Genomic DNA, 24,288 nt, shown 5'->3' with positions numbered 1-24,288 from the left:
TAACAGATACTATAGGCCTCACAGCAAAAAGCTCAAGCATCGGCAAGTTAGCCGCTGGCTTGAGCTTTTTTAATGGGATTAATCGCCAATAGTTCGGATAATAGTATCAAACGGATCTAATTCCAGGGTTTGTTGTCCATATTCCGTATCAATCGTAGTTTTTTGAAGCTGGTCGCTATTGTTAATCACGACGAGTATTTTACTTTCTGGATAATAAGCACACTCTGTATATAAATTATCCGTAATGTACTTTGTTTCCTTTAACTCATTCCCGGCATAACGAATCACATTTAATAGCAATCTTGTATTTTCAAAGCTTAAGGTGAAAGAAGGCAGGTAGATCCCCTTTCCTTTACCAAAGGCATGGGTGGACAATGTTATCATCCCACTCTTTTCACACAATACCGCTGCTGAGCCATCCGTAAGATAGATGTTATTTTTAGGTGTTATGCTGGCTCCTTCAGGCACTAAACCTTGCTCATCTCTAGCCTCAAATGTCCATCTTCCATGAGCTACCTTGGAGCCTGTATCCTCATCCAGACCAAGCACATGTGCCATTCTGAAAAAGCTGTCATAACCATCAAGCGCCGAAGGCTGATTGATACCTATAAAAGTACCGCCCTCATAAACCCATTCTGTCAGTAAGTCCACGCACTTATGGTCACTCCAATATTCTCCACCACTCCATGCTGAACCTGCCGAGCCGGCATTGATCACTACATCACACTCTTGTAATACTCCCTTACGGATATCTTCAAAATCAATGAACTGCACCTCAACCGGCAACCCGGACAAAGCCTCGTTGATATGAATCAAATCATGCATATACGTTTCATGGAAATGTCCGGACAAGGTCCACGATCTCAATTTGCCCCAAGCGTGCAAAATGGCTACCTTCGTCTTAATGTGATACGGTTTGCCTTTATGATGCAGCTCTTTAATTTCTCTGAATTCATCCGCGATCTTTTCGATATAATCACAAAAATCCGGATAAGGCTCTACAAGATGCAAATATCCGCCCAGTCCAATCCGATCTATAGGCTCTCTGAGCAAGGCGCGCCGGATATTAATCCAATACTTTTTGGCATCGAGCGTAGGGTTACCTCCCTCCATAAACGTAGGAAGCCCTCCCAATCCAACCGGAAATAAATAGGGATGCAGCCGAATCTCATGGGTATCTACTTTTACACCAGAGCAAAGCCTTGCCTCATACCCTGAGAACACACATTTAATCATCCCGTCAAAACCAAACTCCTCAAAACGGTCATTGTAAGGCTCCATGCCAACCCAACTATCATCATAGAAGACATACGCCAGCTTATCGTGCTTATGCACAATATCAATTAATTGCTTACCAAATTCGATGACAAAATCATTGATAAATGCCATATAGTCCAGCTTCCGCTGCTGCGCCGGGATATGACTGACCCGATATTTCCCACCATTCACAAAATCCTCGGCCGTGAGCGAATACCCATATTTCTTGGCAAACAGATCAAGCGCCCTTGAGCTTACCGTAAAATCATATGAACCCCAGTCCGAGAACAAATGGCGATTGCGCTCATCACTGCCCCAGATCCAGGCGAAATTATAAAAGAGGGAGGTGAACCGAACCACTGTTGTTTCCTTATGCTTACGACACCAATCTTCAATCCAATGGAGTAAATATTTTTGCGTTTCTACATAGATGGGATCAATCTGCATCAGATGCTCTTTTTCCCAGTGATTCGTGGTGTGATTGTACATGGAGATCTCTTCCCAAATCCGGTAGACCATGAAGCTGACTGTGTATTTATGCCAAGGCGTTATTCCAGTAATGACTACATTTCCCGATTCCCGCTCATAATTCCACAGTTCTCTTGGAACCTCTTCGCCCGTCGTTCGGTCAAAAACCTGCCAGTACTTAAACGCCTCTTTGGAATCATTCACTCGGAATTGTTCAGCAAAAAAATCCTCCATCAGATAGATGGATAAATAATCTTGTACCGCTACCTTCGGATTAGTTATTAAAAAGCTCTGCTGCAGTTTGTCTGAATTCTGTGACGCCCATTCGTTATGATCTCTGATGATGCAGATTGTAGAATAAATGCCGTATCCTGCGTTGATAATCTCATCGGACAACTGTGTGCCGTCACTGTCACGGATGACATCGGCACCCCAACGTTCAGCTAATTCCAGGGTCAATGCCTCATAACCGGATTCTCCCGGCAGTGTAAAGGCCCCCGTTGTTTGTTTGGACAACTTGGATCCCTCCTATTTAAGCATATCGGATAGAAAAGCTAATGCTAAGCCTTGCCCCCAGCCTTGAATCCAGTCTTTTGGAATATTGCGGTATCCTTCCCGGTCCTTCATAACCGCTGTTCCGCCAGAGACACCCAGTACCCGTCCATCTTCGCTGATATTGTTCAAAATACCTTTTAGGGCTTTTTGCACATATTTGGTATGCAGCGGATTGCCGTTATTGATCATAGCAGCCGCAATGCCGCAAGACGCGGATACTTCTTCATAAGACTCCTCGTCATCGAGTACTGTCCGCCACAGGCCGTTCTCCGTTTGCACCAGCTTGAGTGCGGCCAGCTGATCGCGCAGCGAACACTCCACGTCCATACACTGCGGATACAGATACCATTCTTTCAAAAGCTTTTTAACTTGCGACATGGTGTATGCGCCCCAAGCATTCGCTCTGCCCCAGAATAGTCCAGACATGTGATCCTGCTTCACATTATTGTAGCCATGGTACCAAAACCCGCTGCTAGGATCTTGCAGGTATTTGATATGCCAATAATATTGATTCAAGGCATCTTGAATCATTTCCTGATCCTTTAATTTGCTTCCTACACGGAGCAGGAAAAATGCCGCCATAAACAAGGTATCCGCCCATGCCTGTTCTGGAAAATCATTAGAAATAGAGACGGTATGCTGCAACACATGATCTCCGAATCTAAGCGCATTGTTCTGCAGATAATCTACTTTGCTCATCACAATATCCCAATATTTCTGATTGCCTGTTTCCTCATACAAAGTGATCAGCATATGGCCCATGGCACAGGTATTTACCGTCCAATCCGGCAGACCCAGCTCGATATATTCATCTGCCCACTGGACAAGCATATCCAAATACTCTTTATTTCCTGTAGTTTCATAAGCTCTGGTTACCCCATAATAAGCCACACCACAAGGCCAGTCCCATGTTAAATCCATCGCCATTGTTTTTCTGACCACTTTGTCGATGACCCTTAAAATCTCTTCTCTGTCATAAGTTAATTGAAGCATCTGGTTTCTCCTCTCTTTCGCACACGCCCCCAAAGGCGCTTGAGAGCTGTCCGTCCATATTGTAAACGCTTTACTAACTCTATTGTAAGTAGTAAAATGGTCTGATTCTAAGCATATTCATAACTAAACTGTGCAATTTCAACCATTAACTAGTAGTTCTTATATTTCGGGATTGGCCGTGACTACAGAGAAAGTTTGGACTTCCGGCCGCTGTTGTCGTAAGAATTTCTTGATTTGTAATGCTATTAGCGGTTGAAATCCGGAGACAAAGGCGGACGCTACGCCCCTAAAGTTCCAAGATTCTCCTCCGCCACTTTTCCTCAAATTGTATAATATCAAGTTCTCTTTATATAGTTGAATTTGATATAACGTTAACCTATAATCTACTCAACCTACGTAATAAGAATGGGAGTATTGAGAATATGCCCAGAAAAAAGAAACCCATCATTGAATACCGCCACTACAGCTTACCGATAAACTTTCCTATCTTGCTGTTAAGCGGTGAACGTTGGAAGATTTCTGATATTAAAAGTGAACATCTGCATTTCCATAATCATTTGGAGATTGGCATTTGCCATTCGGATAGCGGCATCATGGAGATCAAAGGAGAATCTGTGCCTTTTAAAGCCGGAGATGTGACCTTCATCCCTAGGTATCTCCCTCATACAACTTATAGTTCGCCGAATGAAGCCAGTCTGTGGTCTTATATCTTTTTTTCGCCTGAGGATCTTTTTCAGCAATCCTTCAAAAGCGCTTACAGCAACTTTGAGCCGAATCTGTGGGCAATTAAGGGAACAAACTGTATTTTGAATAAAGAGGAACATCCCAAGGTATATACCCTTACGACATCGGTCGTAGAGGAATTGAAACAAAAAAATCCTTACTATCAAGAAAGTGCTTACGGCTTATTATTATCGCTTTATATAGAGCTTCTTAGAATTCATTCCCGGAATGAACCCTTGGTTAATCAAGACACAGAGCATAGCCTGAAGGGCGATTTTGTCATCTCACCCGTTCTGGAATACATCACTACAAACTACATGATGCCGATTACCATCGATTTTTTAGCTGATCTGTGCCACCTAAGTACCACTCATTTCCGCAGGAAATTCCATGAGATTATGGGGTCCGCACCTCTCGACTTCCTAAACAGTACCCGTATTGAAGAGGCCTGCAAGCAGTTAAAAAGTACGGATGATTCCATTCTCTCCATCTCTGAGCAAGTAGGTTTTCAGTCCATATCCAGCTTCAACCGATGTTTCTCCAAGCTTATGGGTGATTCACCTAAACAATGGCGTAAAGGCGCACAATCCGAAGCACAATCCGCTAAAGCGTCTATATTGGAATTTACGGGGTGGGTATGATCCATTGATCCATTGGTCTATTCTAGATCATCTTTCTCCCGATCGTTTTATATAACATGGTTCTTATCTTCTTTAACTGCGCAAAGTTTTCTTCAAATGAAATGCTGTGGGTCAGTGCCAGCCCTTTTGAGAAATCTTTTTTATATAGAAAAATTGATTCCAAATACAAACCTATGACATGAATCTGATTCCAAGTAGGATAACTTGAATGATGATAGAAGACAGTCAGCGTTTCTAATGCATAAAAATTATGACACCATCTCGCTTCCTCCATTATGTACTTCATTGCCGGTCCGTTATTGTTAATCATTATGTCTCGGAATTCATCTAAATGATTAGGCTGAACATCGACATATTCAATTGCATAAAATGGCTTTACATGCCGTTTTCGCGCGCCTTCCCCTGGTGTAGGGTACGTGCTGTTTGGTGTGGTTACAAGTAACTCTATACGGATTGTTTCGAGCACGAAAGGTATATTCACATTTTTTAAGTTAGGTAAAATGATTTCGGCATCTTCTTTTTCCTTGATCTGCATTAGGATAAGATAATCCCATATAATGAATTCTCCATGTTTTTCGGCTGTTTTGTTATGACTGTAAACTGAAATATCCTCCACAGCATTATTTTGAGTCATGGATCCTAGAACGTCTGTGAGTTGGCTCTTTATTTCTTTTTTCATATGCTTTTTATACTTCTTATCGACTCCGATACTCCAAGCAATATAATAAGTATCATTTTGTGGTGTCAGTTTTAGATTCTCTACGCTTATTTTCTTATCCATTTCTGTTTCCCTTTCTGTACAAGTCCCCAGCCATCGATGTATAATTCGTCTAAGATTTCTAATAGCTCGGAAGGGGTCTGAAGCAAGGCTGCTTATGGTTAATCGTAACCCTGCTTCCCAATAAACGCAAATAAGCCCCCCCCCTCTGAACTGCCCCATCAGGCACAACAAAAAGGCATGCGTCCGGTAAACTACCGAATTCATACCTAACAAGTCGCCTAATAAAATAAGCTGTTATGTGATAAGGCTAGCCTTTACTTGACCTCACAAAATCTATTTAACAAGGGAATGATTTGTTCCTTGCTCATAGGGGCGTCGTGCCCCGGGATATACGTAGTAAATGAAAGAGTGGATAAAAACACAATATATTCTTTCATTTTTATCGGATCAATTTTACCTTCTCCATGATAATAATCCCCGCTATGTGCATCGCCTGCGAATAATACTCCCGCTTCTTTTATATATACAACACAAGAATCGTCTTCATGTGGCCCTCCTACCTTTATAATCTGGCAAGTGGTGCCCCCTAAATCCAGCGTTAAAGCATCCTCGAACATAATATTTCCTGTGCTAACCTTAATCTTATCAAACGTATCATATTCTTTTTTCATACAGTTATAGGCGAATGCTATTTCTTCTTTGGTCTCTAAGCGTTTTACAACAGCTTCTTCATCCCATTCCCATTCTTTCAGGCGCTGTAGTGCCTCATTCGTTGCTGAAGAGACTATAGTTCCCCCGTCAAAAGCATGCATACCAAAGGTATGATCCCAATGCCAGTGCGTGATCAAAGCATATTTGGGACGTGGCAGATTGTTATCATCTAAACACTTTATAAAGGCATCTAAATGCGATTTTGAATTACCACAATCAATCATAATTGAAAAGCTGTCACCTACAACATATCCCAAAACAGGTCTGTCTGTTTCTCGGACACTTTCCAAATAATAAATAGAGTCATTTATTTTTTTGAGTTCCATCCTATTTTCTCTCCTTTATGGATACAGGTAAAAATACGCTCTATGGAGGAGATGATTACCTATTTATAATGGATGAAGCAGGTCCCATTTGGCAAGGGAGAGTTTAGTTATATTCACAATGTACTACGACGTAGTTCATAAAAATATTGCACAATCGGATGCTTTAACTGCATCTTCTCGCTCATGTTTAAAATCCGCTTTTTCCCAACCCGTCTGTCCACTAAAGCCAGAATATTCAATAAGATATCATCGCTCTCTATACTTTCCTCTATAGAAGTAGATAAAAACTTATTAGCTATAACGATAAAATTCGATTTACTTAATGACGTCTGTGCTGACAAAAGCTCCTTTGCAACTTCTGATATCTTTCTGCTTCTTGCAATGACTATTAGACGATCCTCAGGGATGTTCCCTTTACTATCTTTTCTAACCGCTTCAATGTCTTCAGGGTGGATTGGAATTTGGAGTTCTGAATCATTCTTAATCTCCTGCTCCGTCTGATACCATCTGATTGAGTTAGTTCTATCATTCATATTGAGTACGTTCTTTTTATCTACCGAAATATAACAGCTCCCTGATTTATCAGGTAAATAACGGTAGCTGCTTGCGCGATATTCAACCTTGCCAGATAACGCAGGACAGAGAAAACTCTCCAGTTGTTGCTTTAATTTGCTCCAGGACATGTATCCTCCAACAAGACGATCTCTTCTCCTCGTCTTTGTCTTATTTTTATATTTTCTTTTCCCCAAGAACACATAACATCCACGATCTTATTGGCTGTAACGCCATATTCCGTGAGGCTGTATTCAACTTTTGGCGGCATCTGCTGGTACACGAATCTTTTGACAAGCCCATCCCTCTCAAGTTCACGAAGCTGCTGGATCAGAACCTTTTGTGAGATGCCCTGAATATTACGCTGTAATTCACTTGTTCTTTTGGCACCGGACATCAAAAAGCAAATGATCAAAGCTTTCCACTTTCCGCCGATGATTTCTAGTGTTGCCTCTATCCCTAAATGATATTGTTTCATAGAATAACACCTCGTTCATGCTGATCAAATTAAGCTTACTCAAAACTTCATTGTTGCATATATTTTTTTCGGAGTCCAGTACACACCTCGAAGTAACCATCTTACTTTATTGTGTGTATTTTCTTTTTTTACAACCTGCAAGATAATAATAATATTCATAAATAATATAGGCCTGAGAATGGAGATTCATCATGAAAACACTAGTGATTTTGGCGCATCCGAACCTTGAGAATTCGAGGGTCAACCAGCGCTGGAAAGAAGAACTGCTGTTATATCCCAACGATATTACCCTTCATGAGATTTATAAAGAGTATCCTGACTGGAATATTGATGTTTCTAGAGAGCAGAATCAAATGGAAGCTTATGACCATGTGATCTTTCAATTCCCGTTGTATTGGTACAGTTATCCGCCGCTATTAAAAAAATGGTTTGATGATGTGTTGGCTTACGGATGGGCTTATGGATCAAACGGGAACAAGCTTAACGGGAAAAAGTTAGGGTTGGCCCTATCCATCGGTGATAAAAAAGAAAATTATCAGCCAGCGGGCTCTGTTTCTTTTACCGTAGACGAAGTGATCGCACCCTTTAAAGCCAGTGCCAAACATGTAGGCGCAGAAGCCCTACCGTACTTTGCTGTTTTTGGAGCTTCATTCCAAGCCAGCGATGAAGAAATTAATACTAGCGCAAAAGAATATATCGAATATATCTTTAATCACCGTATTTGACACAAAACAAATTGGGCTATCCTTAGTCTTGTTCAAAGACTTTAAGGATAGCCCATAACATTGTTGAAGCGGTCTAAAGATTCTCTGTAGTAAGGGTGAATCCTTCGATCACGGCATCTTCGTCAACCTCAATCAAAATGCAGCGTCTCCCATGATAATTCACTTGCTTCACATATTTTAAATCCTGCGGGCTGACCGAAATCGTAGCTACCTTTGTATCGATCTTAATCGATTTGGTAGTGAATTTCGGCATTACGCTGCTCGCCTTCATCTCATAATGCTTATCGTCAACGATCGTTTCAAACGCCCGTTCCACTTTTTCCATTGTCACGTTCTCTACGCCACTTACCGTTAGTACACGTTCCAGGTCTCTATAATCGAGCTTTGGAGGTTCTTCCTTATCGTCGTTGGTTTCGATGACCTGATGGATCTCCTCGTACACCTGTGCAAGAGTGGTTGCATCAAGCTGTTCGCCCGCCACTTCCTTCACGATGTCTTCGAATATAGCTCTCTCTTCCAGGGCCGTCATGGATCTTTCGGCATTCAAGACCTCTCCGACAAAATGCGGATCTGGAAAGTTCGATTTCCCCGTACAATACAGAATGCGGTTCACATCGGAATAATTGTCCGTCACGCTTGGGTAAAAGAAACCTTGCTCCGGCGTGCTTAACTTGACGATCGGATCTACAATGACATTGTACTTGAACTCCCGCTCCACGTAATCAAACAAGAGAGCTTTCCGTTGTTTCTCCGTGGAATTCACGCTGCATAGGATAAAAGGATGCGCGAATAATTCGTTTTTCTCACTTTCCTCGGCTTCATCGTTTCTATCTTTAGTCGGGCGGAAATACTGTCCGCGAACGAAAGTGATCACCGTATCCCGTTCATAATGAGTATCCGCCATCATTCTGTCCACCAACAGTAGCATCAGGTCCTGCCATTCATCCGGATCCCCTGTCACCAAAGCTTGATGAAGCATCACCTGCGCTGGCTCCTCCGCTTCCGCTTGAAACTTCAACTCGAACAATTTCTGATCCAGTTCACCGGTCAGGAGTTTTTTGAAATTGCCCATATACAGCTCCTGCTTCTCTCTGTCCACCATTCCAAATGGCTGGCGCTCCCAATGATAGATTTCGTTGCTTTCCTTCATAATATACACGTTGAGAATATCGTAAATACTCATTAAATCGTGATCCAGCTTAAATTGCTTGCGTATATGCGCGACTTCTTTCTTTATCATGATTCGTTAGACAACTCCTAGGAAGATTAATTGGTCTTTTCAGTATAAAGGATAAAAAAAAGCTTCGCTAGAAGGGGTTTTTAACGTTACTTCATTTCAGTTTTGTTCCAAAGCAATAATACAACGACTTTACGTGATAATACTAGGCGGCTTAATCAGTTGAGACTCACGAATCGCTTGTGGGCGCGATAGTCTTCACTCTCTACTTTTGCAACAATGCTCTCTTGGGTCCAAAAATTATAAAACTGATCGCGGCCAACACCCAGACACCAATACTGCCATAGAGCATCACCAAACCAAAGCCGTGTACAAGCGAGGCATGGACGATAGCTCCAGATGCATCCAGTGAAGATAGTTCTGGAAAACCCTGATTGAGAGACGAAGTGTTTCCGGCAGCTGTTTTTTCGGCCAAAGATCGCAATTGTAAAACATCGACAGTCTCAGGAAAAGCTTTCTTCAAATAAGAAAAGATGCCTTCCTGTAAAATGAAGCCCATTACGGCGATGTTGATGGCCAGACTGATTAATCTGGCACTCATGTCTATGCCGGAAGCCATACCTGCACGAGTACTAGGTACCGAGCCGGTAGTCGTGTTGGTGACAGGCGTGTTGGTTAATCCCAGCCCAATACCAGCCAACAGAGAGCCGGGGAGCATAGTCAACCAGCTGGCATGATCACCGCTGCTGCCATACTTCATCAAAATGAAGCCCAAGCCGATAACGAATAGACCCAATGGGATAACTATGCGCGGTTGGTAGCGGAGCGAAAATCGCTCTGCCAGAGGCGGAATTACCAGGGTGGGCAGTGCATAAGCCAGAACAGACAACCCGGCACTTACGATGTCGTAATCAAGCCCGCTCTGGAAATAAATTGGAAGATAGATCATGAATGGCCAAAAACTGAAATTCATCCCGACGGAGCCAAGGAGAGCACCAGAAAAATTACGTATCTTGAATACGGAAAAGTCGAACATTGGATGAGCACTGTGCTTCTCCGCAAATAGAAATACTATGAAACTTATTGCCACTGCAACAAGGATGCTGAGGGATGCTGTACCTCTAAAACCAAGTTCCGACCCTTGTGTGATAAAATAGACCAGGCCAAAAACCGTCAACGAAAGCGTGACGATGCCGATAATGTCCAGCTTTTTTGCCTGTGGATCGCTGGACTCCTCCACGCCGCTGAAGACAAGGATCAAAGTAAAAAGGGTCAGCGGGACATGGACCAGAAAAACCCAATGCCAGTTCAATACAGCCACGATCATACCGCCAATGATAGGTCCAAAACCGAGACCGATACCAAACACGATCCCCCATGTGCTAAAAGCTTTGCTGCGTTCTTCTCCTTTCTGAAACCGATGTGAAAGAATGGCTATCTGGCAAATCTGCATCGCGCCAGCACCCACGCCTTGAAGGAACCGGCTGGCGATCAGAACCGATGTGCTTTGCGCCAAGCCACAAATCAAAGATGTAATACCGAACAAGATAAGGCTGATAATAAAAATACGCCTCCTTCCATACCGGTCAGCCAGCGTTCCAACAGCCATCAGAACTGTCGCACAGGCAATGGTGTAGGCGTTCATAATCCATTGCATATCCTTGAGGCTACCGTGCAGTACCTTTTCCAGGGTAGGCAGTATCACAGGCACACTGGAAATTTCGAGGCCAAACATCAATGCGGACAAACATATAGCAGCTAATGTGATTATATTTTTGCGGGAGTGGGAGAGTCTCATTGGGAGTTTCCTCCAGACTCATCAATACGTGCCTGTAAATCTTCTGTACCTACTTTATTTAAATCAAATTTTCTCAATGGTAGCCATCCTCTCTAACTTTCCAAGTGTAGATCATCATTTTGGTGAGAGTCATATTATATAATGTAAATTATTCATTTTACATATTATAATCAATCAATTATGATGATTTAACAAAGTAATTAAAGGAGTTTTAATGAATTACCTTAAATATAAAGGAGGCCATCCAAAGTGGATCATGTAGACAAACAAATTCTCTTCTATCTTCAAAATCAAGCGAGGATTTCAATGACAGAACTGGGGAAATCCGTAGGTCTGTCTCAACCTGCGGTTACGGAACGAGTTAGAAGAATGGAAGAGAAAGGAATCATTGAGGAATATCGCACCATCATCTCCCCTGAAAAAATCGGGAAAAATACGGCAGCCTATATGTTGTTTCGGACTAGAGACTGCCTGGCATTTCTTGACTTTGTCCATGCCTCTCCCCAAGTTGCCGAGTGCCACCGTATAAGTGGAGAACACAGCTATTTATTAAAAGTAGTGACCGAATCTACACATGCTCTTGAAGAGTTTGGCAATCAATGTGATAAGTATGGAACCTATACGATCCTGATTGTTATGTCTTCACCGATAGATCATAGATTTCTCATTCATTCTCTCGAAGAGGCATCTAAAGTTGACTAATGCCAAGCAGAAGGACAACGAGTTTACAGAGAAGTAGCTTTATTAAGAGCGTCTTACAATAAGCAGGAATAAATGTTTAGTTAAAAAAACGACATCTCTGTCGTTTTAAGGAATACGTATGGTGGCACTTTAGCGGATCGAATCGCTACCTCCTTTTTTACTACTCATTTATCGCATGCTCTAATGCATAGTCTTCAAGCTGAATATCTACCTGTTGATTCATGGCCAGCTTGGCCAGCTGCTCACCAAGAAAGGGTCCCATCGTTAATCCGGATGACCCTAGTCCATTAGCAACAATTAGTTTATTCCATCCTTGAACCCTGCCCAACACGGGAAGAAAATCTGCTGTAAATGGACGGAACCCTACTCTTATCTCATTTAGGCTACAATCCGCAAGACCGGAAGCCGTTTGCAGACCTTTATTTAGAATTTCTTGCATTCCTCCTGCGGTTACAGCAGTATCATAACCTACGACATCATTTTCGTGAGTAGCACCTACCACGATATTTTGATCCGCAAATGCGAGTATATATTGATCTGTAGGCGGCATTACCACAGGCCATTGCTCTGTACTCGCTTGTTGAGCAAGCTTCAAATGCATAATTTGAGCTTTTTGATAACGCACCTGAAGCATGATCCCAAGCGGATGAAGCAAAGCGTTAGACCAAGCCCCTGCGCACACAATCACTTCATCCGCTGTGAATGTCTGTTCTCCTACACTAACCCCTTTAATTTCATGTTCATCATGTTCTAAAATAGCATCGCCCTCAATCATTTGCGCACCATTACGCTGAGCAGCCCTTAGCAAAGCATCACGTAATTCACGTCCGTTCACTCTTGCTGCACCCGATACATGCAGCGCATGGTAACCTTCCGACAATAATGGAAACTTCTCTTGCGCTTCAAGATCCGTCAGCATCGTAAGTTCCCCTATTTCAGGGGCGTCCTCTCTGCGCAGCTCCGCTCTTTCTTTCATCGCGAGTAACTTTTTCAAATCCTCATGGATACATATCGCTCCAACTTTTGCGTATCCAGTCTCGGTTTCTCCAGCCTCTTCCAACTCTTGAATAAGTGCCGGATAAAAGCTTGCTCCCGCTTTAGCAAGACGATACCATGCTTTGTTTCTGCGTTGAGACAACCATGGACAAATAATCCCTGCTGCTGCATCCGTTGCTTGTCCAACATCCTTACGATCTATAATGATGACCTCAGCACCTAACTTACTTAGCTGATAAGCTGCTGAAGCCCCTAATATGCCTGCACCAATTACAATAACCTTGTTCATATTCGAAGTCCCTTCAGTTATTCATTTTTTTAATCATTCACTACTTACCCATTGTATCTTAAATTTGACATTTCTAATGAATTATCGTACTATAAATTTCACTCAGTTAAAAGTACTTTAATTGAAGTACTAAAATAAAAGCGTTATTCAGAAGAAAGAAGGAATACAGTTGAAGTTTTCACAGTTTTTGAAGTCCAAAGGGGCCATTGGTTCTATTTTTATGGGTGTGTTCTATGCCATTGCGATGCTTGGAATTTTCTTACCAGGGTATACAGCACTTCCAGGAAACATGGATGATTTAAAAATTGCTATTGTCAATGATGATGCAGGTCAATATGGGGCTCAGATTTCGAGTCAGTTCTCGGAGAGCTTACCATTCAAAACGATAAAAACCGATGTATCGAATAAAAAAGCGATGGATGAATTAGAACATAATAAGTTAGCTCTAGTTGTCCATATTCCAGAAGAATTTTCAGCCAACGTTCAAAGCGGTAAGGTATCCGCAAGTATTGATTTCACAGTCAACGAAGCTTCTGCCACCATGGTATCTTCAGCCATGTCTTCCGTTGTAGGAGAAATTAACAAACAATTAAGCGCGAACTTCTCAGAGCAAACCGCAAAAGGTGTGTTAATGAACTTTAACGTACCAGAAGAACAAGCCACCGCAATGGCTACACAAATTGAAAATAGCTATGTCGGGAATTATGTTGTCATCAATGATGTTCCGGACGGCATGCACAACAACATGTTACCTATGTTCTTAACTATGGCTGGTTATGTTGGGGCAATGATTGCCTCCATGCAATTAGTTGCTTCTTTTAAAGCAAACCGCGGGAAAGCAAGCAAGACAAAACTGTTTATGTTCGTTCAATTCACAGCTTTATTAATCGCTGTATTATCAACAGTCGTTGCTTTAACCATTGCCTTCTCTGTTGCAGATGTAGACCTATCCTTACTGTTACCAGTTGCTGCTCAGCAAATTCTAATGTATATGGCTGCATTCAACGTGTGTGCGATTATGGTCTTCCTAGTTGGCGAAGGCGGTATGGTCTTAAATATTCCAATCCTGCTCATGCAAACCATCGCCAATGGTGCTACCATGCCTCGTGATATGATGTATACACCATACGATTGGTTCGGCCGCATCACCCCGATGTATTATTCTGTGCAAGCTTATTTGGCACAAATGTTTGGTTCCATTAGTCCAGCCCCCTTCTTATGGGGATTAGCAGGCGTATTTGCCGGGGCTATGATGATTAACATTGTAATCGTCCGGTTTGTTCATAAACCTGTACCTGTAACTAAAGAAACTATACTGCCCGTTGAAGTTAAAAATACAGCTGAAATAACCGCCTAGGTTTGGTAAGATAGAGTTTAGCCAACAATTAGGAGTGGGTTCTGTGATGTCAATTCAAATTTATATCTTAAGTAAGTTAATGGATGAAAATAATTATCCTTATAAATTAAAAAAAGAACTATCCACCCCTATTCCTTTTGATAAATTGCTCAATCTATCTGAAAGCAAACTGTATTATCACTTTGAATCTCTTACGAAACAGGGCTTAGTTGAACAGGTAGAGATTATCAAAGAAGAACATCGTCCAGACAAACAGGTGTTTTCCATTACCGATAAAGGGCGCAAGCAGCTCCCGCTCAAAATTTATAAGGTAATAGAAGATGCAGAATCTATTTCAGATATGATTGTCGCTCTTGTGAATCTTCGTTTTGTAGAGACTGATAAAGTGATCCCGATTATCGAGAAGAAAATTGAACAGTCACTTATAAAAAAAGATCAATTAAATCAAATCTACCAGCAAATAGATGTAGATAGCTCCACTCGTGAAAGTGTAGATTTCATGGAAAGCTACTATGCTTCTCAACTTGAGCAATCTATACACTGGTGGAAAGTTCTTTTAGAAAAGCTGAAAACGAAAACGATATAAAAAAGAATGCCTTGGATTATTGCATAATCAAGGCATTCTTTTTTTATTTCCAGCATCAATCACACAATAGCTTTTTTCAGTTATTCACTTTTAATTAATAAATATAAAAAGTATGGAGCACCGATTAAAGCCACGATTACTCCTGCTGGTATTTCAGTATTGGCTACTACCATTTTACCAAGCGCATCTGCAATAACAACTAATCCGCCACCGATTAATAAACATGCGGGAATCATTATTTTATGGCCACGAAAGAGTCGTCTAACTAAATGTGGAACTACTAGTCCTACAAATCCAATGCTCCCACTGACAGCAACCGCTGGTGCCGCCAATAATACACTACATACTAAAAACCAAACGCGATACTTATTTAGAGATACCCCTAAACTAATGACTACAGGATCGTTAAGCCTTAGTACATCCAATATAAGATGATTCCGAATTAATAAAGGCACAATAAGAAGTAACCAAGGCAGCATAGCATACACGTGGCTCCAATTACTATTCCCTATGTTCCCTGCCAGCCACACCTTAATCATCTGATATTGCGAAGGATCTAGTACGAAGGTTAACACAATCATAAATGCACTAATCGCAGCCGCAACAGCAATACCAGTATAAATTAATCGAATGGGAATAATGCCTTGATTGCGATCATAGGAAAGCATAAATAATAGAGCGACAACGATAAATCCGCCCAATAAAGCATACAGTGGCTGAACATAAGTATGTAAGCCGGTTGAGCTATTTTGTAAGAGTAAAAATAACATCATGGATAATCCAGCACCAGCATTTATCCCCAGTATGCCCGGGTCGGCCAAAGCATTTCGGCTTATGGCTTGCAGCAGCATTCCTGCTATTGCCAACGCGCCACCTACTAGAAAACCCAAGATCATACGTGGAATACGGAACTGAAAAAGTACAAGCTCCTGTCTCGGTGTTCCATTTCCCAATACGGTTTGCCATAACTCTTGTAAGCTTAAGCTGCTTTGACCAGTAGATACACTATATATAAAGCCTAGCAGTAAAATGATTGCTATAATTATAAATTTCCATCTTAGCTTCACTATAGCTCCCGCCTTTCTTTACGTGCCAAATATAGAAAGAACGGAACACCAATAACCGCAATTACAGCACCTACAGGGATTTCATAAGGGGCATTTACGATACGTGCCACTAAATCAGCAAGCACAACAAGGATGGCTCCCAGAATTGCGGATAATGGAATAATATAACGATAATCCACACCCACTATGTAACGTACCAAATGCGGAGCAATTAAGCCCACAAAGCTTACAGATCCGGCTAAAGCACATGAAATCCCAGCTAACATAAATGCGGCTAAAAGCGAAAGATTTTTGATAAGTTTTATATTAACGCCTAACCCTTCCGCTGTCTCATCCCCTACAGAAAGTATAGTAATCGACTTTGAAATTACGATGGCAAGTAATAGCGCAAGAAGCATCCACGGCAACATTTGCTGTAGATGGGCCATGCTAATGCCACTTAAACCTCCTCCATACCAAAAAGCCACCTGCTGAGCCACTGAAAAAAAGATACTTATTCCTTCACTTAGGGCAGTTAGCATAGCAGAGATGGCAGCACCCGCCAATACAAGCCGAATAGGCGTCATGCCTCGTTTACTTAATAAACCCACACTAAAGACTAAACCCGCTCCCAATCCCGCACCTAGAATACAGAGCCAAAGTGTACCTGTGAATGAAATCGTCGGCAGGAAAACCATAGCAATAACTAACGTGACCCCTGCCCCAGCATTTAATCCAAGAATCCCCGAATCGGCTAAAGGATTGCGACTAATCCCTTGAATAATCGCTCCACTTACTGCAAATCCAGCGCCTGTTGCCATAGCGGCAAGTACCCGGGGTAAACGAATCGACTGGATCACCTGATGAGTAGACGCCTTAGCATCAAAAGCGATGATCGACATGAATACATCTGCGAAGGGTATTTTTTTCGCGCCAAGGGCCATGGCAAGCACTAATACGCCTATTAATAGGAGGAGCATGAGGATTAGCAATAATAAAAAGGAGAACTTTTTTTCTCCTGCTAGTGATGATTTCTGAACATTTGCGGCCAATGTTTCCAACCCTTTCCCTTCACTTTACAAAAAGAGCCAGCCAAGGGCCAGCTCAGATGCAAACGAATATGATTTCTATCTAACTTAAGTCAGAGGATGTGGTAAGCAAAAATTTGACGGCCCGACTAATCGCACCCGAGATTACGCTCACATGCTCCTCTTGCTCAAGCAATGCCCAGTTTACTTCAAAGCTTGGAAGGTGTAAGGCCATCATGCTGTTACATAAATCCAAGCTATCCTTGACCATATAATCCAGCTCTTCCCCACCGGCAATCATAAGCGTTTTAGGTAACTGACTTAGCGTATTGCTGTGTAAATCAGCTTTAAAATTCTCATACTCCTTTAAAAGTGCGTAATCATTCCACCAGATGGAAGCACTGCTTGCAATATAATGTGAAAACAAGGTGGGTTGTGTAAACAACGCATGCAGAACAAATAATCCGCCAAAGGAATGACCAAACAATGCTTGCTTCTGCTTATTGATAACGAACCGCTGGACAATGGCTGGCATTAACTCTTTTTCAAAAAAAGCTAGCAGCTCATCTGCCCCGCCAAATTCAGGCCATGGCTCCCCATTGGGACGTTTCGGTAAATTCGCGAGCTCGGCTGGCATGGTTAAATCATAGGTTCGACGCACGGTATCAAACGCCTCACCTCCAGGATAACCAATGCCAACAACAATCGCGGGTGGATAGCCTTTAGGCTTACGCGTCAGCAATCGGGTGATTTCAGCAGCGGTTTCAAAAAGCCCATTACCGTCTAGTACATAAATGACACCGTAGCCATCTTTTGTAGGCTCATCCAAAGGTTTGGCAATAAAAATTTCATAGTCCTTATGATTAGCTTTACTCGTGATCAGCATCGTTTCATAGTTTGGTTTTACATACGGTTTGATAATCATGGCAGCAGGAACGCTACAATATCGTCCATCGTTTTTTGATAAGCAATTAATCCACTGGATCTCCAGTGATCGCCATCCACCTCGAACACTTTACCTGCTTGAACTGCAGGCAGCGCCTTCCATAAAGGACTAGCTTTAATGTCTGCCAGGAAAGCATCTCCCAGACCATCATTATCGTTAATAAAGATATAATCCGCGTCTAAATCAGACAACATTTCCAGCGAAATATCAGCGGACATTTCTCCTTCTACAAGAGCACTTTGAGCAAAGCCTAGCTCACTCAGCACATAACCCCCGTAATGGAAGTTACCCACTAAAAAGATCGCACGGGCATTCGCATTAATATAAATTGCTTTTTTACCGGCAGAAACGCTGGCTAACTGTGCTTTAGTTGCTTCTAGCTTTGTATTGTAAGCAGCAATAGCTTCTGTTGCTTTATCCTCTAAACCTAGCAATTTCGCAATCGTTTCTGTGGCCTCCACTACATTGCCGAGTGCATTCTTAAACACGTAAGTTGGAGCAATTTGCGAGTAGTTTTCATAAACACCATTTTGTGCATAAAAAGCAGTGGGGAATATAATTAATTCCGGCTCCAAATCTACTACAGATTCTGGAGAGGGAACACCATTAGCGAAGCTGATTTCTTGTACGCCACTTAACGTATCCTGTAGATACTGCTGCGGTCTTTCACCCGTGGACCATTGGGCTACTGGGGTTACACCAAGGGTAACTAAGTAATCCTCTAGACCAGGGGCATACACCTTTTGTACAGTCCCCGGAATGTTTACTGTATTGCCTACTTGGTCAGTTACTACAAACGCTTCTCTAGCCGCTACTTCCGGTTCTTGTACAGCGGGTTCCTCCGTTGCAGTTGCACTCGCTTCACTGGTTGTTACTGGAGTATCTGTTGCTTGCTGATCAGCTGTATTATTGCCGCCGCAAGCTGTCAGTAGAATGGATAATAAAGCAACCATTACAACATAACTTATTGTTTTTGTATTAAACCCCTTCATGATAGACCTTCCCTCTTTCCTATATTCTCAATAATAATCATTCTCAGTATTGAGTGTATAAGAGATAGGACGCATTGACCATGTAACATCTTATGATTAGACATGTACATTTTCAAGGTATCATCATTACTGCAACTTCCTCTAGCATTCGTTTTAAAGCCACAGGAGAGTATTCAAACCAAGGATCGGAGTGAATAACATAGATTTGTCCCTGTTCGATAGCCTCTAACTGTCTAAACCCAACATCTCTCTGCAAATGATGCCAAGTTGCTCGTGACTCATCATCGGGGCAAATAATCGTAAACAACTTATCCACCTTCAATCTACTTAACTCTTCAAAAGTAATCTCTGCATTATATAGACCGGGCTGCTCATAACTAGATTCCGCTCCCAAATCCTGAAATAAAAGATGCTGAATGCCTGTATTACAATAAGCAAAGATTTGCTGCTGATAGATACGTATAACTAGAACTTTAGGTGGTGTAGAGGTCCAGTCTAACCTGCGCCGAACGTCTTCCAATCTTGCCCTATACTGTGTGATCCACTGTTTCGCTTCTTCTTGTTTATTTAGTCGGGCAGCAAGTTCAGTTAAGGCTACTAAACAATCTTGCTTATCATCCAGCCAATAGATTGGAAAATGATCCTCTATCCGTTTTACCAGCTCTGACGACAAATCTTTGGGAGAAATAAGAAGATCAATTGGCAAATGCAATAGCTCATTGGGGCTGCAATAATTTTTGTTTTGTGTCAAGGTTACCTTATGCTCGATTTCTTGCGCCCACAAATTATAGTAGTACGGTGTCCACTTTGCACTTAAGGGTGCAGCAAACGGAATGACTCCTGCCGCATGTAAATACCCCATCATGTTCCCAGTTACAACACCGATATGAGATTTTTGCTGGCTGGAATACATCGTTGGCGAGATCCCTTCAACCTTTTTGAACACTCGGCTAAAATAAAACTCATCACTATATCCAACCGCTTCTGCTATAAACTTCAAGCGAACGTCTTGTTTCTGCAATAATTGTTTAGCCTTTTGAATCCGTAGCTGGGTAACATACTCCATTGGACTTTGTATATATTCCTGTTTAAACGCCGAGGAAAAATAACTGGAACTAAGTCCAGAAAGATTAGCTAAATGTGCTAAAGACAAGTGCTTCGTGAAATTCTCTTCTATATATTTTCTAACCTCGCTTAAATCCGTCTTTTGCGATTGTTTTTGCATTCTGTCACCTCTTTGCTGCTTATATAAATACACTTAACTCTTTATTCATTCATTAATTGATAATCATTATCAATTATACTTTTGTTTTTGGGGGGTGGCAATGGTTGGGGAACGTTCTATAAAAGTGTGCTCAAAAAAGAAGACGCTCAGGGGACTAATCCCCTCGCGTCTTCTGTGTGTAACTATAGGCTGCTGCTGCCCGGAGTAAGTCTTTTATTCCGAATCTACAGCCGGAGCCGGAGCTGCAACCGCTGCTCCATTCTTTTGCAAGTTCTCCTTCACTTGACCTTGCTCTAAAGGCTGAACAGGCGCACCAATCTTAAAGCTATCAATGATTTCCCCTAGTGTAGCTTGGTCAAAGTCTACTTGGGAATACAACTCTACTGTATAGCCATCCTCTTCCCAAATCACAATTCCATTTGCATAATAAACCTTAGTCCCGTTAATTACTTCTGTCTTCACTTCTTCCGTAGTGCTGATCCCATTGTCCCCGCCCTTGGAGATTAGAAAATTCACAGCATTCTCACCGGAATTATACTGCACTTCAACCATGCTGGTCCCCTGAAGAACACAATTCACAAACTCATAATCTCCCATCCAGTCGGGTGCCGGGAAGTTCATGCCAAGTGCTGCACGTGCTTCATCTAGGCTCAACTTAGCTGCAACCGGCAATTCAATGACCGCATTCTCCCCACCTTGGGCATCTTCAGATGGAGTCATTGACTGTGCAGCCGATGGGATTTCCTTATCGTATTGTGTGATTTCGAGATTTCCCACTTCAAACTTTGCCATGATCGACTGGAACATATCCTGTGCATAGGAGGTTGCAGAGAATGCTCCACCCAGACAAATTACTGCACTGCCAATCACTATTGCATTTCTCCAGCTGCTTTTTTTCATCGTTATCCCGTCCTTTTTCTCTGATTTGAGTTCAAGAGCTCCATGGTCCAGCTTGTATACTAAACGGTTATAAATTCTTTCCTTGGCGGCTGTGTTATCCTGTTCAACATTCTCAAGCAGCTCTATGGTTTTGCTGAATTTTGTGAGATCATCATTTTTCTTATTCATGGTTGAATCCTCCTGCTTTTAAGGAAATATGCAGTTTCTTCAGACTTCTATGCAATACGACACCAATATTGGACTCACTGACGCCCATGATCTGTGCGACTTCGGAATTTTTCAGTCCAGCCCCATATTTCATTGCAATGATATTACGTTCCTTCTCACGTAGCTTGGAGAGCGCCTTGAACAGTGCTTGATTATTATCCTCACGAATCGCCAGTTCCTCCGGAGACGGCTTGGGAAATATGAGCTCCAGCAAAGAATCTAGTGAGGTGTAGCTTCTTTTCTTCTGCCCCCGGAAGTAATCCGTCACAGCGTTCCTTACAATGGCAAACAGCCAAACCTCAAAATTCGATTTTTCTTCTGAAAAGCTGTAATACTTACACATCACCGTCTCAAACACCTGACTACAAATGTCCTCCGACACGTGGTGGTTATTAATACGATAACTAATATATTTGTAAACACGTTTGTAGTACGTATCGTACATCCGGGTAAATTCCTCTTTTGACATCATGGCACCACGTGATCTTTCGATATTCTTGTAACGGTCCGCAGTACCCTGGATAACTTCCATCTTCACCCTCCTTCCACCTCACCTTCATCGAAAAGCTAAACAAATTGCGCAATTTGTTGTGAAGAAACTTACATAAGTTAATACGTAGAAAAGCCCAAACCATTAACAAATGTTTTGATAATTGTGGGATGGTGGGAAAAAGGGTGAAAGATCACAATCCGTAAAAGCGGCGATACTTGAGTTGCGGGGTGGATATTTGTGCGGGAGAGAAGGGGAGAAGCTCAGCGCTATAATTCAATGATTTCATAGTTATGTACTTCAAGACTTTCAGAATCTATACAAAACACTTGTACATCCAGTGCATCTATAAGCTTTTCCATGTGATCTCTTTCTATATAACTGTTATCATAACATGTTCATTCCAAGTACCGTCTATTAACAGGATGTTTTGTATTTGCCCAATTTAAAAATCCTGCCATTATCCAGCGGGATGCTTGATAAATGGCAGGACAATAACCTTACTTCATTTTCACTAACTTTAAATATTCCGAACTTCCACAACCTTTCCTAAATCCACAAACTGCTCATGATCGACCTTCACCTTCACTCTGCCCTTTCGGCGCTTCTCACGCCATTCACGAAGATCTTCCTCCGTTTCTAAGCGAAGCTCCGCGATTTCCAGCGCTCGGTCTAGGACATATTTGCTTGTGTAAAGGACTGTATTTATTCCCTGTCCCCCTAAAGCAATGTGAGGCTTTAAAGGTATCCATTCCTCGACAGTGAATCTAACATAATCTTTCTCTTCCTTATGAGGCTCAGGGACAATCTCCTTTATTTCCTTTCGTTTCACCACTTCCCAATCTACCACTTTACCCACCCAATGAATTCCTGTCTTTGCAGGATCGAAGAATTTCCTTCTGGATTGACACATAGCTACATATTCGATCTGGGTTATTATCTTCTGGCTTGTAAGGTTCTCCACAGGTACATGGTAAAAAGAATGCTGCCTGGCCACCTCCACTTGTTTGGGGCCACGAACAGAGCCGACAAGAACATTTTTACCCGCGAGTTGGTTGGCATAGTATTCTTTCGTACCGCGTGGACGGATGGAACATTAGTAATATTTTTTTATATGAGATTTTCTCCACTAAGTATGTATAATTTGGTAATTAATCCATTATATTCAGTCCTTCCGCATATTATATAAATCCACCAGATAACAAAACCTTCTGTACTTCGACTGCGCGGTTTTATCTTGTTCTAACTTGATTTCACTTACATCATCATTTAAGTGACTCAACTGCTCATCCACATTCAATCCAAAACTAAGCGCAGTTTGCATAATTACAACCAGCCCATCAAGCAGTCCATTGGGATAGGTCTGTAGAAAGCAAGCATAATCATGCAGAAGTTCTACTTTTCCAGATAAAATCTCTACAGCATATAAATTCATTTTTGCCAAACATCGAAATTCACGAGCAATCTCTTGCCCGTCCGGTCCTAAATCCTCCAACCACCCAAGTTCTACGTATCTGTAAATGCTATCCCTGGCTTGCTCGTAATCCCCCAGATGTTGATATGCAACTCCCCGCATCTGTTGACTGAACCCATAATAATAAACAAGTGGATGCTGCATCTTAATTAGAGGTATTGTCGTCCCCATCGCCTTATAGTACAGTCGCTCTTCATATATACGCTGGGCATAGCTATACAAAATATCTGCAGTGTATAGCAGCTTATCCCACTTTTCAAAGTAATGTGCAGTTTCCAACATTTCGACAAGAACATCCGGGTTGAAGGCTTTAAGAATAGAGAGATGCAACCGTAAATCCCCCTTTTTTATCCATTTATACCTTCATTGTATATTTTGTAATCTAGAGGGTCAATATAAAAAGTACTAATAAGTACAGATTTAGTGATTATCAAGTTGCCTTTAATAGTCTGTTACGGTTAGCATTCCTCTTCTAACCTTAATGTAGAGGTGATCCTATGAATTTACCAGAAAGCGTCGGCAATCGCATTCGCGAGCTTAGAAAAGCAAAAGGATGGACACAAGAACAACTTGCCGAAGCTGCTTCGCTTCACTACAGTTACATAGGTGGTGTCGAACGAGGAGATCGAAATATCTCATTAGAGACACTAGAAAAAATTATTGCGGCGTTTGATGTTCCAGCTATAGAATTCTTTCGATTCGAGGATGAGACACAGCGTCGCAAGGCGTTGGATGAACATATGGCTTTGCTAAGCAGTAAAAGTGCAGAAGAAATAACAGCACTCACTCAGGTAACTCGAAAAGTGATTGCTGCTATTGGGTTAAGTAAGGATGAAAAGTAGCAACTTCTAAAAATTAACGTTGTTGCATATCTTTTCGAATTCAAAGACTGTATAGATTGTAATTGAAAAATCACAACGATGTG

24 protein-coding genes are annotated in these 24,288 nt (G+C 41.9%); 6 read left to right on the top strand and 18 right to left on the bottom strand.

Translation table 11 applies throughout. The annotated features are described in order from the left end of the window. Positions 1-78: 78 nt before the first annotated feature. Positions 79-2,241: a 1,3-beta-galactosyl-N-acetylhexosamine phosphorylase gene (gene gnpA / locus NST94_RS03675; RefSeq protein WP_076302897.1), complete on the bottom strand. Its 2,163-nt coding sequence runs from the start codon at positions 2,239-2,241 to the stop codon at positions 79-81. A 12-nt stretch (positions 2,242-2,253) separates the two neighbouring features. Next, positions 2,254-3,273 (bottom strand): glycoside hydrolase family 88 protein, encoded by a 1,020-nt coding sequence (locus NST94_RS03670; RefSeq protein ID WP_076128555.1) that lies wholly within the window; start codon positions 3,271-3,273, stop codon positions 2,254-2,256. Positions 3,274-3,695: 422 nt separating this feature from the next. On the opposite strand from NST94_RS03670, the gene NST94_RS03665 reads away from it, so the two are divergent. Then, positions 3,696-4,637, top strand: coding sequence for an AraC family transcriptional regulator (locus tag NST94_RS03665; RefSeq protein ID WP_339281673.1), 942 nt, complete (start codon positions 3,696-3,698; stop codon positions 4,635-4,637). 22 nt (positions 4,638-4,659) lie between these two features. On the opposite strand, the gene NST94_RS03660 is transcribed toward NST94_RS03665, so the two are convergent. From NST94_RS03660 to NST94_RS03645, 4 genes are all read right to left on the bottom strand, one after another. Then, on the bottom strand, positions 4,660-5,577 hold the full coding sequence (locus NST94_RS03660) for a hypothetical protein (protein WP_339281672.1): 918 nt from the start codon (positions 5,575-5,577) through the stop codon (positions 4,660-4,662). Positions 5,578-5,672: 95 nt separating this feature from the next. Next, a complete protein-coding gene (locus NST94_RS03655; protein ID WP_076306688.1) occupies positions 5,673-6,395 on the bottom strand; it encodes an MBL fold metallo-hydrolase in 723 nt (240 codons plus the stop codon). Positions 6,396-6,508: 113 nt separating this feature from the next. Next, a complete protein-coding gene (locus tag NST94_RS03650; protein ID WP_076185132.1) occupies positions 6,509-7,078 on the bottom strand; it encodes a hypothetical protein in 570 nt (189 codons plus the stop codon). Further along, entirely contained in the window at positions 7,060-7,425 is a 366-nt protein-coding gene (locus NST94_RS03645; RefSeq protein ID WP_076128545.1) for a helix-turn-helix domain-containing protein, read from the bottom strand. The genes NST94_RS03650 and NST94_RS03645 overlap by 19 nt, the downstream gene beginning before the upstream one ends. A gap of 191 nt (positions 7,426-7,616) precedes the next feature. Between NST94_RS03645 and NST94_RS03640 the strand changes: the two genes are divergently transcribed. Further along, positions 7,617-8,150, top strand: coding sequence for an NAD(P)H-dependent oxidoreductase (locus tag NST94_RS03640; protein ID WP_076190093.1), 534 nt, complete (start codon positions 7,617-7,619; stop codon positions 8,148-8,150). A gap of 73 nt (positions 8,151-8,223) precedes the next feature. Here the strand turns inward: NST94_RS03640 and NST94_RS03635 are convergent, their stop codons facing one another. Both NST94_RS03635 and NST94_RS03630 read right to left on the bottom strand, forming a co-directional pair. Continuing rightward, positions 8,224-9,390 (bottom strand): DUF4317 domain-containing protein, encoded by a 1,167-nt coding sequence (locus tag NST94_RS03635; RefSeq protein ID WP_076185135.1) that lies wholly within the window; start codon positions 9,388-9,390, stop codon positions 8,224-8,226. A 202-nt stretch (positions 9,391-9,592) separates the two neighbouring features. Then, positions 9,593-11,125, bottom strand: a complete 1,533-nt coding sequence (locus NST94_RS03630; protein WP_339281671.1) for an MFS transporter — start codon at positions 11,123-11,125, stop codon at positions 9,593-9,595. 249 nt (positions 11,126-11,374) lie between these two features. Here NST94_RS03630 and NST94_RS03625 point away from each other — a divergent pair, with 249 nt between their 5' ends. Next, positions 11,375-11,827 (top strand): Lrp/AsnC family transcriptional regulator, encoded by a 453-nt coding sequence (locus NST94_RS03625; protein ID WP_076128537.1) that lies wholly within the window; start codon positions 11,375-11,377, stop codon positions 11,825-11,827. A 160-nt stretch (positions 11,828-11,987) separates the two neighbouring features. Here NST94_RS03625 and NST94_RS03620 read toward each other — a convergent pair whose 3' ends face one another. Then, on the bottom strand, positions 11,988-13,112 hold the full coding sequence (locus NST94_RS03620) for an FAD-binding oxidoreductase (RefSeq protein ID WP_076128535.1): 1,125 nt from the start codon (positions 13,110-13,112) through the stop codon (positions 11,988-11,990). A 169-nt stretch (positions 13,113-13,281) separates the two neighbouring features. Here NST94_RS03620 and NST94_RS03615 point away from each other — a divergent pair, with 169 nt between their 5' ends. Both NST94_RS03615 and NST94_RS03610 read left to right on the top strand, forming a co-directional pair. Next, positions 13,282-14,469 (top strand): ABC transporter permease, encoded by a 1,188-nt coding sequence (locus NST94_RS03615; RefSeq protein WP_076185138.1) that lies wholly within the window; start codon positions 13,282-13,284, stop codon positions 14,467-14,469. Positions 14,470-14,515: 46 nt separating this feature from the next. Continuing rightward, a complete protein-coding gene (locus NST94_RS03610; protein ID WP_076128531.1) occupies positions 14,516-15,055 on the top strand; it encodes a helix-turn-helix transcriptional regulator in 540 nt (179 codons plus the stop codon). Between the two features lie 80 nt (positions 15,056-15,135). On the opposite strand, the gene NST94_RS03605 is transcribed toward NST94_RS03610, so the two are convergent. From NST94_RS03605 to NST94_RS03565, 9 genes are all read right to left on the bottom strand, one after another. Beyond that, positions 15,136-16,122, bottom strand: a complete 987-nt coding sequence (locus NST94_RS03605) for an iron ABC transporter permease (RefSeq protein WP_162164281.1) — start codon at positions 16,120-16,122, stop codon at positions 15,136-15,138. Then, entirely contained in the window at positions 16,122-17,162 is a 1,041-nt protein-coding gene (locus NST94_RS03600; RefSeq protein WP_339281670.1) for an iron ABC transporter permease, read from the bottom strand. The genes NST94_RS03605 and NST94_RS03600 overlap by 1 nt, the downstream gene beginning before the upstream one ends. A 70-nt stretch (positions 17,163-17,232) precedes the next feature. Next, positions 17,233-18,054, bottom strand: a complete 822-nt coding sequence (locus tag NST94_RS03595; RefSeq protein WP_339281669.1) for an alpha/beta hydrolase-fold protein — start codon at positions 18,052-18,054, stop codon at positions 17,233-17,235. Beyond that, positions 18,051-19,067, bottom strand: a complete 1,017-nt coding sequence (locus NST94_RS03590) for an ABC transporter substrate-binding protein (RefSeq protein ID WP_339281668.1) — start codon at positions 19,065-19,067, stop codon at positions 18,051-18,053. Before NST94_RS03590 ends, NST94_RS03595 begins: the two co-directional genes overlap by 4 nt. A 112-nt stretch (positions 19,068-19,179) precedes the next feature. After that, positions 19,180-20,292, bottom strand: coding sequence for a helix-turn-helix domain-containing protein (locus tag NST94_RS03585; protein ID WP_339281667.1), 1,113 nt, complete (start codon positions 20,290-20,292; stop codon positions 19,180-19,182). A 213-nt stretch (positions 20,293-20,505) separates the two neighbouring features. Then, positions 20,506-21,360, bottom strand: coding sequence for a hypothetical protein (locus tag NST94_RS03580; protein ID WP_339281666.1), 855 nt, complete (start codon positions 21,358-21,360; stop codon positions 20,506-20,508). Continuing rightward, positions 21,353-21,931: a sigma-70 family RNA polymerase sigma factor gene (locus tag NST94_RS03575; RefSeq protein WP_052404147.1), complete on the bottom strand. Its 579-nt coding sequence runs from the start codon at positions 21,929-21,931 to the stop codon at positions 21,353-21,355. Before NST94_RS03575 ends, NST94_RS03580 begins: the two co-directional genes overlap by 8 nt. 478 nt (positions 21,932-22,409) lie before the next feature. After that, on the bottom strand, positions 22,410-22,853 hold the full coding sequence (locus tag NST94_RS03570) for a hypothetical protein (protein WP_339189538.1): 444 nt from the start codon (positions 22,851-22,853) through the stop codon (positions 22,410-22,412). Between the two features lie 201 nt (positions 22,854-23,054). Continuing rightward, positions 23,055-23,693 carry a DNA-binding protein gene (locus NST94_RS03565; protein ID WP_339189537.1) on the bottom strand — a complete coding sequence of 213 codons (639 nt, stop codon included), beginning with the start codon at positions 23,691-23,693 and terminating at the stop codon, positions 23,055-23,057. A gap of 167 nt (positions 23,694-23,860) precedes the next feature. Between NST94_RS03565 and NST94_RS03560 the strand changes: the two genes are divergently transcribed. Beyond that, positions 23,861-24,205, top strand: a complete 345-nt coding sequence (locus tag NST94_RS03560; RefSeq protein ID WP_339189535.1) for a helix-turn-helix transcriptional regulator — start codon at positions 23,861-23,863, stop codon at positions 24,203-24,205. Positions 24,206-24,288: the final 83 nt, after the last annotated feature.

This window comes from Paenibacillus sp. FSL H8-0282 (genome assembly GCF_037963825.1).
GTDB classification, from domain to species: Bacteria; Bacillota; Bacilli; order Paenibacillales; family Paenibacillaceae; genus Paenibacillus_AQ; species Paenibacillus_AQ odorifer.
The sequence above is the reverse complement of the archived record's forward strand: the minus strand, read 5'-3'. Positions and strand labels throughout refer to the sequence as shown.

Excerpts from the sequence above, each read along its gene's own strand:
- NST94_RS03670 (WP_076128555.1), bottom strand. The coding sequence starts at position 3,273 with ATGCTTCAATTAACTTATGACAGAGAAGAGATTTTAAGGGTCATCGAC.
- NST94_RS03665 (WP_339281673.1), top strand. The coding sequence starts at position 3,696 with ATGCCCAGAAAAAAGAAACCCATCATTGAATACCGCCACTACAGCTTA.
- NST94_RS03660 (WP_339281672.1), bottom strand. The coding sequence starts at position 5,577 with ATGGGGCAGTTCAGAGGGGGGGGGCTTATTTGCGTTTATTGGGAAGCA.
- NST94_RS03655 (WP_076306688.1), bottom strand. The coding sequence starts at position 6,395 with ATGGAACTCAAAAAAATAAATGACTCTATTTATTATTTGGAAAGTGTC.
- NST94_RS03650 (WP_076185132.1), bottom strand. The coding sequence starts at position 7,078 with ATGTCCTGGAGCAAATTAAAGCAACAACTGGAGAGTTTTCTCTGTCCT.
- NST94_RS03645 (WP_076128545.1), bottom strand. The coding sequence starts at position 7,425 with ATGAAACAATATCATTTAGGGATAGAGGCAACACTAGAAATCATCGGC.
- NST94_RS03640 (WP_076190093.1), top strand. The coding sequence starts at position 7,617 with ATGAAAACACTAGTGATTTTGGCGCATCCGAACCTTGAGAATTCGAGG.
- NST94_RS03635 (WP_076185135.1), bottom strand. The coding sequence starts at position 9,390 with ATGATAAAGAAAGAAGTCGCGCATATACGCAAGCAATTTAAGCTGGAT.
- NST94_RS03630 (WP_339281671.1), bottom strand. The coding sequence starts at position 11,125 with ATGAGACTCTCCCACTCCCGCAAAAATATAATCACATTAGCTGCTATA.
- NST94_RS03620 (WP_076128535.1), bottom strand. The coding sequence starts at position 13,112 with ATGAACAAGGTTATTGTAATTGGTGCAGGCATATTAGGGGCTTCAGCA.
- NST94_RS03610 (WP_076128531.1), top strand. The coding sequence starts at position 14,516 with ATGTCAATTCAAATTTATATCTTAAGTAAGTTAATGGATGAAAATAAT.
- NST94_RS03595 (WP_339281669.1), bottom strand. The coding sequence starts at position 18,054 with ATGATTATCAAACCGTATGTAAAACCAAACTATGAAACGATGCTGATC.
- NST94_RS03590 (WP_339281668.1), bottom strand. The coding sequence starts at position 19,067 with ATGAAGGGGTTTAATACAAAAACAATAAGTTATGTTGTAATGGTTGCT.
- NST94_RS03585 (WP_339281667.1), bottom strand. The coding sequence starts at position 20,292 with ATGCAAAAACAATCGCAAAAGACGGATTTAAGCGAGGTTAGAAAATAT.
- NST94_RS03580 (WP_339281666.1), bottom strand. The coding sequence starts at position 21,360 with ATGAATAAGAAAAATGATGATCTCACAAAATTCAGCAAAACCATAGAG.
- NST94_RS03575 (WP_052404147.1), bottom strand. The coding sequence starts at position 21,931 with ATGGAAGTTATCCAGGGTACTGCGGACCGTTACAAGAATATCGAAAGA.
- NST94_RS03560 (WP_339189535.1), top strand. The coding sequence starts at position 23,861 with ATGAATTTACCAGAAAGCGTCGGCAATCGCATTCGCGAGCTTAGAAAA.